This is a genomic window from Synechococcus sp. ATX 2A4, assembly GCF_024346375.1.
GTDB lineage: Bacteria > Cyanobacteriota > Cyanobacteriia > PCC-6307 > Cyanobiaceae > MW101C3.
Genome location: NZ_JAGQCV010000011.1, coordinates 103,858 through 117,759 on the forward strand (window position 1 = coordinate 103,858; position 13,902 = coordinate 117,759).

Genomic DNA, 13,902 nt, shown 5'->3' on the forward strand with positions numbered 1-13,902 from the left:
CACAACTGCACCGCAGGTGTTGACTCTGCTGCAGTGACCAGCGCAGTCATCGCGAATGGGTAAGATCGCACCAGGAGAACAGTGCCAACGACAGACTGCAGACCAGGCGAACAGTGCCAACAGCAGACTGCAAGCCAGGAGAACAGCGAGTCTGGCGAACAGCGGTGTTTGCGAAGTGGAGATAATCTGGCTGCACCGGAGTTCACGGTTGGTTGCCGAAGGCACAGCCGCACCCATCAGTCCCTTCCGCTGGCTGAGAGCCATCCCATGAGCCAAGACCTCACCACTGCCCGAAGACCACGGTTCACCTCGGCCTTTCAGCGACTGATGTCGGTGCATTGGTGGATGGCAGGGCTCTATCTGTTGTTATTCAGCGGCGGCGCCTTCATGGCCCAGCTGAGTCGCGAGGTGTCCTTTCGTGGCTCTCTTTACGACATCCACAAATCGATCGGCCTGCTCACCATCGCCCTGCTGCTCTGGCGGATCGTGGTGCTGCTTCAGGTGTGGTGGAAGAAGTACACCCGGCATCTGCCACGGTTGAGCCCGAAGTGGTGGCGCAACACGCTGCTCCATCTCTTCCTGTATGGCTTCATGGTGGTGGTTCCACTGGCCGGATTGCTGCTGTCCAATTCGTTCAAGGCAGGCAATGTCGCCTTCTTCGGCCTTGTGATTCCCGATCTGTTTCCTGAAAATAAGGCGATGGTGGATCTGGGCCGCAACCTGCACTTCTGGCTCTCTTACACCTTCCTGGCCTTCATCGTTCTGCACACGCTCGCCCAGTGGCGCGTGGTGCAGGCCAACCTGCGCCGGCTGGGCGACAGCATCAAGCGCCTGCGGGCCTCAGGGGTTGTTTCCCACTGAAGCGTCGGCATCGGCCTGAAGCGGTCGGCATCGGCGCTCCGAACGGGTCGGCTTCCTTCAGGCACTCCTGTTGCTGAAGAGCGCGCCGTACCGGCTGGTGTGGCGCCAGGTCGATCGGCAATCCAAAGCACCCGGCCGTGGGTATGTGCTGTGATCCCGTCCATCCCTCCGTGCTGACAGCTACCTCCCCTCTCAGCGCCTGTGCCCTGGTGCGTGCCCGGGCAGGCATGCGCTGCCCGGGCGGGGGTTGTGGCACCAGGCAAGCGGGGAAGGTCGGTGGCTGCAGCGCGGCTCGCTGATGCTGCTCATCCCAGCGTCAACGGGCTCGCTGCCACGGCCTGGTCAGAGGGTGCCGGTGCCGATTGCGATGCCGACAGGCAGAGGTGCCGAATGATGAGCAGCGACTTCGATCCAGCGCTGTTGCACCATCCGGCCGGGAAGGTGCTGTTCGTGCTGGCCTACGCCGTGGCAGAACTGCTGCTGTTGCCGGCGGCACCGGCCACGGTCCTGGCCGGCAGCGTCTACGGCCTGGCGCTGGGGTCGGCCTTGGTGGTGCTCGGGGCGTCGCTCGGGGCCATGGCGGTGTTCACGCTGGCCCGGTGTTGGCTGCGCCCCCAGGCCAGCCGCTGGCTGGAGCGCTCCCGGCACCTGGCGGTCCTGCGCCGGGTGGTGAGCCAGGAAGGCCTGCGGGTGCTGCTGCTGGCCCGCCTCTCACCGGTGCTGCCCTTCAGCCTCCTGAACGTGGCCTACGGCCTCAGCGACATCCCCCCACTCACCTTCGCCCTCGGGCTGATCGGCATCGTGCCCGGCACGGTGCTCTATGTGGCGCTGGGCTCGGCCGTTGCCGGGGCTGGTGCCGATGCCGGGACCAGCGTCGGGGCGCGAGGCCTGCGCCTGATCGGACTGCTGGCCACCCTGGCCTGCGCCCTGCTCCTGGCGCGCCGGTTGCTGCCCGGCTCGGCTTCAAGCCAGTCCCAGACCCATCCCTGAATCCTGTGTTCCCTTCCCATGACTGTTCAGCCAAAGGCAAGGCCACCGCATTCCTCGGGGCGACAGCAACGGCCAGCGATCCGCCGGGCCGTGGCCGGCCTGGCTCTGGTGGCAGCTGTGGCGGGCTGCAGCGCGGCCCGCGAACTGAAGCTCAGCCTCAGCGGATCCAGCACGGTGGCCCCCCTCGCCGCCGAGATCGCAAAGCGCTACGAGGCCAGCCATCCCGGCACCCGCGTCGATGTACAGACCGGTGGCTCCTCCCGGGGGATCGCCGACGCGCGCAGCGGCACCGCCCAGATCGGTCTGGTGTCCAGGGCGCTCAGGCCGGAGGAGGCGGATCTGGTGGCCACCACGATCGGGATCGACGGGATCGCCCTGATCGTCAACGGCGCCAATCCGGTGCGCAGCCTCAGCGACGACCAGATCCGGGCGGTGTACACCGGGGCGATCAGCAACTGGCGGCAGCTGGGCGGAGCGGATGCCCCCATCACGGTGGTGACCAAGGCGGAGGGGCGCTCCACCCTGGAGCTGTTCCTCGAGCACTTCCGGCTCGACAACCGCCGGATCAGGGCGTCGGTGGTGATCGGCGACAACCAGCAGGGCATCCTCACGGTGGCCGGCGATCCCCATGCGCTCGGCTACGTGTCGATCGGCACCGCCAGCCAGGAGGCAACGGCGGGAACCCCCATCCGGCTGTTGCCCCTGGCCGGCATCGCGCCCACCTTGGAGAACGTGCGCTCCGGGCGCTACCCGCTCTCCCGGCCCCTGAATCTGGTGATCCAGCCGCCGCCGGCGGCCGGGGTGGCCCCCTTTCTCGCCTTTGCCCGCTCCCCCGAGGTGCACGATCTTGTTGAAGCCCAGTACTTCGTTCCACCGGCACGCTGACCGGCCGCTGCTGTGGACGCTGCGGCTGCTCTCGGCGGTGGCGGCCCTGATCGTGGCCCTGATCCTGCTGTTCGTGCTGCGCGAGGCCTGGCCCGCCCTGCTGCAGCTCGGGCCGGCGCACTTCCTGCGCGATCCCGGCTGGCATCCCGCCAGCGGGGATGGCGATGCCGACTACGGCCTGCTGCCAATGCTGGCCGGCACCCTGCTCTCCAGCGGCGGGGCCGTGCTGCTGGCCGCGCCGCTGGGCCTGGGCTCGGCATTGTTCGCCACCAGCTATGGCCCACCCCGGTTGCGCGGGCCGCACCGGCAGCTGCTGCAGCTGCTGGGCGGCATCCCCTCGGTGGTGGTGGGGTTCTGGGGGCTGGTGGTGCTCACCCCGCTGATCCGCCAGTGGCACCCGCCCGGCCAGAGCCTGCTGGCCGGCATTCTCTGCCTCACGGTGATGATCCTGCCCACCTCCGCCATGCTCAGCGAACAGGCGCTGCGCGACGTGCCCGCCGGATCGCTGCAGGCCGCCGCCGCCCTGGGGCTGTCGCGCCGGGCCACCCTGGAGGGGGTGGTGCTGCCAGTTGCCCGGGGTGGGCTGCTCAGTGCGGTGGTGCTGGCCAGCGGCCGGGCCCTGGGGGAAACCATGGCCGTGCTGATGGTGGCCGGCAACGTGATTCAGGTGCCGGCCACCTTGTTCGATCCGGTGCGCACGCTCACGGCCAACATTGCCCTCGAGCTCGGCTATGCCCTCGAGCTGCACCGCTCGGTGCTGTTCGTGGGTGGGCTGGTGCTGATGGGGGTGGTGGCGGTGGTGATGGCCCTGGCGGCCGGCCTGCGGAGCAGCCCCGGCCATGGCTAAGCGCGGCGCCGCCCGTTTCGACCGGGTGATCGACACCGCCCTGGCCCTGCTGGCGTGGCTGGTGGCCCTGCTGGTGGTGGGGATGGTCGGCTGGATCGTGGCCGACCTGCTGCGGCAGGGCCTGCCGCGGCTGAGCTGGGCCTTTCTTGTTGAGCTGCCCGGCGATGCCGGCCGCAGCGGCGGCATCCGGCCGATCCTGATCTCCACCCTGCTGATCCTGGGAGTGTGCCTGGCGGTGAGCGTGCCGATCGGCCTGGCCACGGCGGTGTTCCTGGCCGAGTTCCAGCGCGGGCACCGCGGCTTCGGGCCGCTGGTGCGCTACTCGCTCGACACCCTCGCCGGGGTGCCGTCGATCGTGTTCGGCCTGTTCGGCAATGCCTTCTTCAGCATCACCTTGGGGCTGGGCTTCTCGATCCTCGCGGGCGGGCTCACCCTGGCCTGCATGGTGCTGCCGCTCCTGATCCGCAGCATGGAAATGGCCCTGCGCGCCGTGCCGGCCGAGCACCGTCTGGCCACCGCCGCCCTCGGCCTGCCCCAGCGGGTGTCGCTGCTGTACATCGTGCTGCCGGCCGCCGCGCCCGGCCTGGCGGTGGGGCTGGTGCTGGGCATCGGCCGCGCCCTGGCGGAGACCGCTGCCCTGCTGTTCACCAGCGGCTATGTGGACCGGCTGCCCGACTCCCTGCTCGACTCGGGCCGTGCCCTGTCGGTGCACATCTTCGACCTGGCCATGAACGTGCCGGGCGGCGGCTCCCAGGCCGCGGCCACGGCCCTTGTGCTGGTGGCCCTGGTGTTGCTGATCAACGCGTTCACCAGCTGGGCGGCCCGCCGCTGGCTTGGCTCCCTCCACTCCACCACCTTCTGACCATGACCGACCTGCAGATCTGCTTGGAAGCGCACGACCTGTCCGTGCGCTACGGCGGCCGGCCGGCCGTCAGCGGCGTGGGCCTCCAGGCCCGGCGGGGGCGGATCCTGGCGATCGTGGGGCCATCGGGCTGCGGCAAGAGCACCGTGCTGGCCTGCTTCAACCGCCTGCACGACCTCAACCCCGCCTGCGAGCTGCGGGGCAGCATCCGCCTCGACGGGCAGGAGATCCTGCGCCCTGGGGTCGATGTGCTCGCCCTGCGCCGCCGCGTCGGCCTGATCGTGCAGCGGCCCAACCCGCTGCCACTCTCGATCGGCCGCAATCTCACCTTTCCCCTGCGCCACCACGGCATGGGCCGCCGCAGCGACCGCCAGGACGCCGCCCGGCGGGCCCTGCAGCGGGTGGGCCTGTGGGAGGAGGTGAAAGATCGCCTGGGCCGGCCGGCCAGCGAACTCTCCGGGGGGCAGCAGCAGCGCCTCTGCCTGGCCCGGGCCCTGGTGCTGGAGCCGGAGGTGCTGCTGCTCGATGAACCCTGCAGTGCCCTCGATCCACTCGCCAGTGCCGTGGTGGAGGGTCTGGTGGCGTCCCTGCGGGGCAGCGTCACGATCCTGATCGTGACCCACAACCTGGCCCAGGCCCGCCGTCTGGCCGACGACGTGGCCGTGTTCTGGAACCGCGACGGCGTGGGTTATCTGGAGGAGCAGGGCAGCGCCGATGCGGTGTTCACCTCGCCCCGCTCACCGATCAGCGCCGCCTACCTGGAGGGAGCCAGGGGCTGACGCGGCAGCGCTTCAGCAGCAGGAGCCACTCGTTGCGGCTGTGGCTGCCGCGGAGGAGGCAGCGGGTGCGGCAGCGATCGTGGCCTCGGGCCCGCCAAACGGCAGGGCCGTGCCGCAGACCTCGAACAGGCCGTAGTGGCGGCTGAAATCACCGATGAAATCGAAGTGGGGTCCCAGGCGGCTGTCAGCGAGCATGCGGAAGGTGTTGCCGCACACCGGAAACACCTTGCCGGCCTCGATCCAGTGGTGCTTGTCGAAGGGCAGGGCGTGCGGGTGCTCGGCGATCGTGCCGCGATAGATCACCGCCTGGCCGTGGTCTTCGCAGGCGTCTTCCAATTCGGGGATGGAAAACAGCCGGTAGGTGGCGGAGAAGAAGCGGATGGCGCCGGTGCGCGCAGCCAGCTCAGCATCGGTGATCTCAAGCGGCCGGTCGTTCACCAGGCGGGGATCAGCAAAGCCGGCCTGGCGGGCCAGCCTCACAAAGTCGTTCCAGTAGAGGGCGCCGCTGAGGCATTCGCCGTAGAGCACCGGATCGTGGCGCAGCGCCTCGGGCACGCGCCGGTCGGCGTACACGTCGGCGAAGAAGAACTCACCGCCGCTCTTGAGCAGGCGCCGCACTCCGTTCAGCACGGCCAGCTTGTCGGCCGAGAGGTTCACCACGCAGTTGGAGATCACCAGATCGAAGCTGCCGGGCTCCAGCGGCAGTTGATCGAGCTGCTCGATGCGGCCCTCCAGGAAGGTCACATTGGCGAAGCCGAACTGCTCGGCGTGGTGCTGCTGATGCTGCCGGGCCACCGCCAGCTGCTCGGGCGTCATGTCGACGCCCACCACGGCGCCGCTGGCACCCACCAACTGGGCCAGCAGATACACATCACGGCCACTGCCGCAGCCCAGATCCAGCACCCGCAGCCCCTCCAGCAGCGGTGGCACCACCAGGCCGCAGCCGTAGTAGCGCGACAGCACCTCGGGGTGGATGCGGGCCAGCAGCGGACGCAGGGCCGCCGGCACGCTGCTGGCGTCGCAGCAGGCGTCGGTGCGCAGGTCGGCGCTGCTGCTGAGCGTGGAGCCGTAGTACTCCTGCACGCCGCGGCTGACGTCGGTGGGGCTGGTATCAGGGGCGCTGGTGGCCGCCTGGCTGGTGGCCGTCGGGCTGCAGCAGCTGGTGTCGGTGGGGCTGGCCATGGGTTGGATGAAGAGGGATGGAGGTGAGGGCTTCGGGGGGCTCAGCTGCGACGACGCCAGGCGTGGTAGCGGCGCAGCCAGGGCATCAGGTGGTGGGGCACGCGCTGCTTCTTCCAGCTGGCGGCGGCGAACTTGTTGGCCTCCGCCATGGTGGGGTAGGCGTGAATGGTGGCAAAGATCTTGCTCAGCCCCAGGCCCCACTTCATCGCCAGCACGAACTCAGCCAGCAATTCGCCGGCGTGATCGCCCACGATCGTGGCGCCGAGGATGCGGTCGCTGCCGGGCGGGGTGAGCACCTTCACGAAGCCCTGCTCGGCGCTCTCCACGATGGCGCGGTCGAGTTCGTGCAGGGGGAAGCGGGTCACGTCCACGGCGATGCTCTGCTGCTCGGCGTCGGCTTCGGTGAGCCCAACGCTGGCCACCTCCGGCTCGGTGAAGGTGGTGCGGGGGATCACCCGGTAATCGGCCTTGAAGGCGCGCAGGTTGCCGAACAGGGCGTTCACCGCCGCATACCAGGCCTGGTGGGCGGCGGTGTGGGTGAACTGGAACGGTCCGGCCACATCGCCGGCGGCGTAGATGTTCGGGTAGTTCGTCTGCAGGTAGGCGTTGGTGGTGACCGTGGCGCCGGTGGGGATGCCCAGGTCTTCAAGGCCGTAGCCCGTGAGCCGGGCGCGGCGGCCCAGGGCGCAGAGCACGGCATCGCAGGCGATCCGCTCCTGCCGATCGCCGCGCTGCACCAGCACCATCGCTGCCCCCCCGGGGCCGGGCTGCCGCTCGAAGCCGAGCACCTGGGCGCCCATGAGCAGGGTCACGCCATCGGCCGCCAGGGCCTGCTGCACCTCGGCGGCCACATCCGCGTCTTCCTTGTTCAGCAGGCGCTCGCTGCGCTGGATCTGGGTGATCGGCAGGCCCAGCTGGGCCAGGGCCTGAGCCAGTTCGCAGGCAATCGGGCCGCCCCCCAGCACCACCAGCCGCGGGCGCTCCAGGTCAGAGCTGCCCAGCCAGCTCCACACCGTCTCACTGGTGAGCAGGGGCACCGCGTCAGCGCCGGGCCAGTCGGGCCGCACCGGCTCAGCGCCCGTGGCCAGCACGATCACGCGGGCCGTGAGCTTCTGCTCGGCGCCGTCGCCCGTGCGGATCGCCACGGTCCAGGGATCGAGCAGGCGGGCGTGGCCGCGCAGCACCTCCACCCCCAGGCCCTCGTAGCGCTCCACGCTGTCGTGGGGGGCGATGGCCTCCACCTTGGCGGCCACCCGCGCGAACACCTGGCGCACGCTCAGGCGCGGCTCCACCGGCTCGAGGCCGTAGCGGTCGGCGCGACGCATGCGGGCCGCCAGCCGCGCCGAGCTGATCAGCGCCTTGCTGGGCACGCAGCCGGTGTTGAGGCAGTCGCCGCCCATCTCGGCGCGCTCCACCAGCGTCACCCGCGCCTTCACCGTGGCGGCGATGTAAGAGGTGACCAGCCCTGCCGCACCGGCACCGATCACGATCAGGTTGCGGTCGAAGTGGCGGGGCCGCGGCCAGCGGCGGTAAAGGCGCCAGGTTTGCCAGTAGCTGGTGGCCGCCTTGGCCAGCCAGGGGAACAGGGCCAACAGCAGCAGGGAGCCCAGCAACGGCGGGCTGAGGATGCCGCCGAGGCCGCGCAACTGGGCCAGCTGGGTGCCGGCATTCACGTACACAAACGTGCCGGGCAGCATGCCGATCTGGCTGGTGAGATAGAAGCTGGCGGCCCGCATCGGCGTCAGCGCCATCAGCAGGTTCACCAGAAAAAACGGGAACACCGGCGCCAGCCGCAGGCTGAGCAGGTAGAGCACCCCATCGCGCGCCACGCCGGCTTCGATCGGGGCCAGCTGGCGGGCGAAGCGACGCCGCACCAGATCCCGCAGCAGGGTGCGGGCCACCAGGAAGGCCAGCAGGGCGCCCAGGCTGGAGGCAAACGACACCAGCAGGGTGCCGAGCCCTACGCCGAAGATCGCCCCACCGGCCAGGGTGAGCACCGCGGCCCCCGGCAGTGACAGCGCCGCGACCAGCACATAAATCAGCACGTAGCCGCCCCCGACCAGCAACGGCGCCTGCGCCCGCCGCTCCAGCAGGGCGCCGTGGGCGCGCTGCAGGCCCTCGAGGGTGAGCTGGCGGTGCAGTCCCAGCCCGAAGAACAGCACCACCACCAGGACGATGGCGGCGATCAGCAGGGGTTGGCGCCAGCGTTGCGGGCCGGCCGGCGTGGAAACAGACGAGGACATGGAGGAGGCGCTTCCCTAGACCTACCGGCAACACCGTGGCGCGGATTGGCCGGCTGCACCGTGGTGTGTATTGGCTGTCTGGGACAGGCACCAAACCAGACTGTCGGTTGGCGGGTATGTCCTTGGTGATCCCTGAGGAGGGCTGGCCCCCTGCACCCCCCCGTTCGCATCGTCATCCTCGCCAAAGCGCCCGTCCCGGGGCAGGTGAAGACCCGGCTGGAGCCAGCTCTGGGCCCGGCCGGCGCCGCACAGCTGGCCGAACGGCTCCTGCGCCGTACCATCCGCACGGCCTGTGCCAGCGGCCTTGGCGTGGTGGAGTTGTGCACCGCCCCTGCTCCTGACCATCCGGCCTGGCGGCGGCTGAACCTGCCGCCAGGGCTGGCCTGGAGCGCGCAAGCCGACGGGGATCTCGGCGCGCGCCTGGCCGCCGTTGCTGAGCGGGCGCAGGCGACGGGAACGCATCTGGTGCTGCTGGGGATGGATTGCCCCGGCCTCGACGTGCATCATCTGCAGGTGGCGGCGGCCCAGCTGGCCCACCACGAGGCCGCGCTGATTCCCAGCCTCGATGGCGGCTATGTGCTGCTGGCCCTCAGCCGCTTCGCGCCCTCCCTGTTCAGCGCGATCCCCTGGAGCACGGATGCCGTCTGCGGCATCACCCGCGAGCGGTTGCGCACACTCGGTTGGTCATGGGGAGAGCAGAGCCCCCTGGCCGATATCGACGAACCTGCCGATCTGGCTCGTCTGCCACTGGGACTGCGCGCACACCTCGGGACCTGCCATGGCCATCGATTCACCCCAACCGCAACCGCAACCCGAGCCCACCAGGGACCTGCTCGACAGCCTGCAGGTGGTGATCCCGGTGCGCAATGAACAGCAGACGATCGCCCATGTGATCGGCCAGTTGCACCAGCAGGGGCTGCGCCGCATCCGGGTGGTGGACAACGGCAGCAGCGATGGCAGCGCCGTGATCGCCGCGGAGCAGGGGGCGGAGGTGCTCCGCGAGCCGCGGCCCGGTTATGGCAGGGCCTGCTGGCGGGGCTGCCTCCAGCTCGACCCCGAAGTGCGCTGGCTGCTGTTCTGCGATGGCGACGGCAGCGATCCGATCGAGGAGCTGCCCCGCTTCCTGCCGCTGCTGCACGACCACGACCTGCTGCTGGGCGACCGCACCGCCACGGCCCTGGGGCGGGCGGCGCTCACCCCTCTGCAGCAGTGGGGCAACCGCCTGGCCACGGGGCTGGTGGCGCTGGGCTGGGGGTTCCGCTACCGCGATCTGGGGCCCCTGCGCCTGGTGCGCCGGTCCGCTTTTGAGGCGATAGGGATGCGCGACAGGGGCTACGGCTGGACGCTGGAGATGCAGGTGCGGGCCATTGAACTGGGCCTGCGCATCCGCGAGATTCCCGTCTCCCACCGGCCGCGCCTGGCGGGGGACTCAAAGATTTCCGGTCGCTGGCGCGCCAGTGTGCAGGCGGGGAGCGTGATCCTCTCCACCCTCGGCCGGCTGTGGCTGCGGCGATGGCGCTGAGACTCCAGCTGCCGGCGGGGCTGCGGCAGGTCTGGCTGCGGCAAGCGGCCAGCGCCCTGCTGCTGATCGGCGGGGCGCTGATGATGCGCCCCCACGGCGATCTGTTCGACCCCGCCAACCTGCAGCCGTTCTGGCTCGCAGCGGCGGTGATGGGGGCGGGCTTTGCCCTGTCCTGGTCGCTGGCTTCGGTTCCCCGGGCGCTGTTCTGGGCGGTGGCTGTGCTCGCGCGGCTGGCGCTGCTGGGCATGGAGCCCGGCGATGACATCTGGCGCTACCTCTGGGAGGGGGGGATCCAGCTGCAGGGCTTCAGCCCCTACGTCCTGCCGCCGGATGCCGCGGCGCTGGAGGCACTGCGCACGCCCTGGTGGCCGCTGATCAACCACCCCGACACCACCGCCATCTATCCGCCGCTGGCGCAGCTGCTGTTCCGGCTGCATGCCGCCGTGGCCCAGCAGGCGCTGCTGTTCAAGCTCTCCTTCACCGCCGCCGACCTGGCGATCTGCGCCCTGCTGGCGGCGCGTTTCGGGGCGGCACGCACCGCGCTCTACGCCTGGAATCCGCTGGTGATCTACGGCATCAGCGGTGGCGGCCATTACGACAGCTGGTTCCTGCTGCCGCTGGTGGCCGCCTGGCTGCTGAGCGAGCGCACGCCCGCGCCCCGGGGTCGTCGCGGCGAGGCCTGGGTCGACCTGTTGCTGGGTCTGAGCGTGGCGGTGAAGTGGATCACCGTGCCGCTGCTGGTCCAGCGCGCCTGGAGCCACTGGCGGCACACACGCCGGCCCGGGCCACCGTTGAGCACGGCGCTGCTGGGGCTGGCACCGCTGGTGCTGGGGGCCTCCCTGTTCTGCGGCCTGAACAGCTGCCCGCTGGTGCCCACCGGTTCCACCTTCATCCGCCATGGCCGCAGCGCCGAATGGTTGCCCCACTGGATCGGCCAGCTCTGGCCCTGGACCCTGCAGACCAATGCCGTGCATGGGGTGCTGCTGCTTCTGGTGGTGGGGGTGCTGCTCGCTGGCCGCGCGCCGCTGGGGGTGTTCGCCTGGCGCTACATGCTGGCCCTGCTGCTGCTCTCCCCGGTGGTGCACGCCTGGTATTTCATCTGGCTGATGCCCTTCGCCGTGCCCAGCCAGAACTGGGGGGCGCGGCTGGTGAGCCTCTCGGCGTTCGTGTATTTCGTGCTGCCCTCGCGGGTGCCCGACTGGCAGCTCACGACCCCGGAACGGCTGCTGCTGTGGCTGCCGCTGCTGCTGGGTCTGCTGCTGAGCCAGTGGGCAGAACAGCGCGAGCGAACCGAATCAGCTGTTCAGCGGTAAACCCCAGGTCTGCTCCCTCGCTGCCATGGTCCCGCTTCGTTTCAGAGCCCCGTCTCTTGCCCTCTGCGGCGTGCTGCTGCTCAGCGCGGCCGGCTGCGGCGGCGGACCGGCCGCGCAGATCCTCCGCCAGAGCAGCGGCAGCGCCACAGCCACGGCCCCCCAGCCACGCCTGGATCCAGCCCCGTTCAACGCCGTGCTGCAAGCCGTGGTGAACGAGCAGGGGCTGGTGGATTACGACACCCTGCAGCGTGATCCAAGCCAGCTGAATCGCTACCTCAAGGAACTGGCCGAGCTCACGTCCCAGCGCTTTGCCTCCTGGCCGGAGGCCGATCAGATCGCCCTGCTGATCAACGCCTACAACGGCCTCACCCTGCGCGCGATCATTGAGCACGATCCGATCCGGGCCAGCATCAAGGACATCCCGGGTGTGTGGAAATTCCGCCGCCACACCTTGATGGGCCAGCAACTCACCCTCGATGGGATCGAGCACGAAATCCTGCGGCGCGAGTACAACGAGCCCCGCATCCACGCCGCCCTCGTCTGCGCCGCCATGAGCTGTCCGCCGTTGCGTGGCGAAGCCTTCACGGGCGCGGAACTCGACCGGCAGCTGGAGGACCAGAGCAGGCGCTGGCTGGCCAGCAGCGTGGGGCTGCAGATTGACCGGGCCAACAGAACCGTGGGGATCTCGAAGATCTTTGAGTGGTTCGGGGAAGACTGGGCGCGCGCCGATCCCAATGCCGCTCCCGTGCCCGGCCACGAGAAGCAGAGCGCGATTCTGCGCTTCATCGCTCGCTACCGGCCGGCCGAGGATCAACAACTGCTGGAGGGGGGCAACTTCCGCCTGACCCACCTGCCCTACGACTGGAGCCTGAATCGCCCACAGAGCTGAGTTGTTCGCGGGGGGAAAGCAGGCGTAGGTGATAGCTCTTATGAGTGGAAGAGCATTGTGGCTTGCGCAAAATGTCTCTTGCAGGTGGCGAAACCCCCAGAGGATGTGTATCGTTGCGAACAGTGGTTCTCTGACCCGTGAACCAACGGCACCGCTTTAAGCTGGTCAACCAAAGTCCTTGCAGCATCTGCTTAGTGGGATGGCCTAGATGCGTTTCTCCCTGCGGTTTGCAGAAGGGCAAGGCCAAGCGGGGGTGGTTTGCGGAACTGTCGAAGAACAAGTTAGCTGGATGTGCCACGGAAGGACACCAATGGTGTCCCTGGTGCCGGACGGGTGCATCTAATCTTCAATCAGCAAAAAGTAATCAATAATGTGCTGATCAATTAACAGTGCATATTTGCGCATTAGTTTCAGATCGTCTATCGACTTTGAAAGATGATACTCACGACGCCTACCATGTGCGATATCATTTCGAATCCCGCGTATTCGCGAGATGTTGTCTTCCATCTCGACATCATGAGGCATCCCTAAGCCATCAAACACTATCTCGCAGATCCGGCTTGCACGAAAACCACTTTTTGAAATTGCCTCAGCAAGCTTTTGAAATCCATATGCAGAAGCCATCTGAGAAGGAAAAGCGAATCCTTTGCTTTCCAGTTGGGTGATGCTTTTCCGATACTTCCCTTGCTTTCCTGACTTCCGAGATTCGCTAAGAGGCTTTATTTCGGGGAACATCGCTAAGCGGTCTGATCTTAGTCTAGTCTCTACCCTAGATCTTCTTTTTGCGAGAGAATGAAGAGATGCAAACCCGCCGTGAAAGTCAAATATTTCGCTAACAACGTCCTGAACGTAGGCCTCGAAATGACTAAACGTCGAAATCAGCATGAATCTGCCAAGAGAATCCTTATAGCTCTCTTTAATTTGCTTAAGTCTACTATGATCCCCTGGCTGTCCAAAGTGATCGGGATTTGGGATCTTCTGAGCAGATCCCTTCTCCACAGCTTTTATGTATGCGTTGAGTGCCGGAACCGCATGGCATGTCAGATATGCATAGTCCAGCGACTCCTGAATGTAAGATCGTAAAAGCAGATACGATTTTGTATTTATCAGCATCTAGAGGCGCCGGCAAAATCAGGGCTTGACAGAGCACTCTATCCGTGCTATGAATTGGATGTGTCACTAGTGTAACGGTAGCACCTCTACTCTCCAATGCCCTCTCGGCTGAAGGCAGTCTAAAGTAGAGAGTTCCAGTTCGACTCTGGAGTGACACAATTAACTGGTCAACGCGTAGCAAGAAACTTTTGTGATTTCGAAATTATTTAGCAGCTAACAACCAAATTCAGAAGACGGGGGCGAGAGTCAACTCCTGAATCTACAGATGTCTGCCCGCTTCTGATTTGGAGCGTTAGACAGGCCGAAGACCAGTTGCAGCGCCGTATCCCTGGAGATACAATGGTGGCATGCTGGAGATTCGGGAGACCCCTGCCTATGCCGAATGGTTCAGCGGGCTGCGTGATCGAGCGGCAAAA

General features: G+C 67.5%; 13 protein-coding genes. 10 read left to right on the forward strand and 3 right to left on the reverse strand.

Going from position 1 to position 13,902, the window contains the following annotated elements:
• Positions 1 to 327 precede the first annotated feature (327 nt).
• From KBY97_RS11500 to KBY97_RS11525, 6 genes are all read left to right on the forward strand, one after another.
• Positions 328 to 861 carry a cytochrome b gene (locus KBY97_RS11500; protein WP_255147118.1) on the forward strand — a complete coding sequence of 178 codons (534 nt, stop codon included), beginning with the start codon at positions 328 to 330 and terminating at the stop codon, positions 859 to 861.
• Positions 862 to 1,251: 390 nt separating this feature from the next.
• Complete coding sequence (locus KBY97_RS11505) at positions 1,252 to 1,851, forward strand: TVP38/TMEM64 family protein (protein WP_255147119.1); 600 nt, start codon at positions 1,252 to 1,254, stop codon at positions 1,849 to 1,851.
• A gap of 18 nt (positions 1,852 to 1,869) precedes the next feature.
• Positions 1,870 to 2,736, forward strand: a complete 867-nt coding sequence (locus KBY97_RS11510) for a phosphate ABC transporter substrate-binding protein (protein WP_255147120.1) — start codon at positions 1,870 to 1,872, stop codon at positions 2,734 to 2,736.
• Entirely contained in the window at positions 2,702 to 3,583 is an 882-nt protein-coding gene (gene pstC, locus KBY97_RS11515) for a phosphate ABC transporter permease subunit PstC (protein ID WP_255147122.1), read from the forward strand. Before KBY97_RS11510 ends, pstC begins: the two co-directional genes overlap by 35 nt.
• A complete protein-coding gene (gene pstA, locus KBY97_RS11520) occupies positions 3,576 to 4,445 on the forward strand; it encodes a phosphate ABC transporter permease PstA (protein ID WP_255147123.1) in 870 nt (289 codons plus the stop codon). Before pstC ends, pstA begins: the two co-directional genes overlap by 8 nt.
• Positions 4,446 to 4,447: 2 nt before the next feature.
• A complete protein-coding gene (locus KBY97_RS11525; RefSeq protein WP_255147125.1) occupies positions 4,448 to 5,224 on the forward strand; it encodes a phosphate ABC transporter ATP-binding protein in 777 nt (258 codons plus the stop codon).
• 12 nt (positions 5,225 to 5,236) lie between these two features.
• Here KBY97_RS11525 and KBY97_RS11530 read toward each other — a convergent pair whose 3' ends face one another.
• Positions 5,237 to 6,406: a methyltransferase domain-containing protein gene (locus KBY97_RS11530; protein WP_255147126.1), complete on the reverse strand. Its 1,170-nt coding sequence runs from the start codon at positions 6,404 to 6,406 to the stop codon at positions 5,237 to 5,239.
• A 41-nt stretch (positions 6,407 to 6,447) separates the two neighbouring features.
• Positions 6,448 to 8,649 (reverse strand): FAD-dependent oxidoreductase, encoded by a 2,202-nt coding sequence (locus KBY97_RS11535; RefSeq protein WP_255147128.1) that lies wholly within the window; start codon positions 8,647 to 8,649, stop codon positions 6,448 to 6,450.
• 174 nt (positions 8,650 to 8,823) lie between these two features.
• Between KBY97_RS11535 and KBY97_RS11540 the strand changes: the two genes are divergently transcribed.
• From KBY97_RS11540 to KBY97_RS11555, 4 genes are read left to right on the forward strand one after another with little or no spacing between them, the layout of a single operon-like run.
• Positions 8,824 to 9,519 carry a TIGR04282 family arsenosugar biosynthesis glycosyltransferase gene (locus KBY97_RS11540; protein WP_255147145.1) on the forward strand — a complete coding sequence of 232 codons (696 nt, stop codon included), beginning with the start codon at positions 8,824 to 8,826 and terminating at the stop codon, positions 9,517 to 9,519.
• Positions 9,428 to 10,171: a glycosyltransferase family 2 protein gene (locus KBY97_RS11545; protein ID WP_255147130.1), complete on the forward strand. Its 744-nt coding sequence runs from the start codon at positions 9,428 to 9,430 to the stop codon at positions 10,169 to 10,171. The genes KBY97_RS11540 and KBY97_RS11545 overlap by 92 nt, the downstream gene beginning before the upstream one ends.
• Positions 10,162 to 11,484, forward strand: a complete 1,323-nt coding sequence (locus tag KBY97_RS11550) for a hypothetical protein (RefSeq protein ID WP_255147131.1) — start codon at positions 10,162 to 10,164, stop codon at positions 11,482 to 11,484. Before KBY97_RS11545 ends, KBY97_RS11550 begins: the two co-directional genes overlap by 10 nt.
• A 25-nt stretch (positions 11,485 to 11,509) precedes the next feature.
• A complete protein-coding gene (locus tag KBY97_RS11555; protein ID WP_255147133.1) occupies positions 11,510 to 12,373 on the forward strand; it encodes a DUF547 domain-containing protein in 864 nt (287 codons plus the stop codon).
• A gap of 339 nt (positions 12,374 to 12,712) precedes the next feature.
• Here the strand turns inward: KBY97_RS11555 and KBY97_RS11560 are convergent, their stop codons facing one another.
• Entirely contained in the window at positions 12,713 to 13,486 is a 774-nt protein-coding gene (locus KBY97_RS11560) for a HEPN domain-containing protein (protein WP_255147134.1), read from the reverse strand.
• Positions 13,487 to 13,902: the final 416 nt, after the last annotated feature.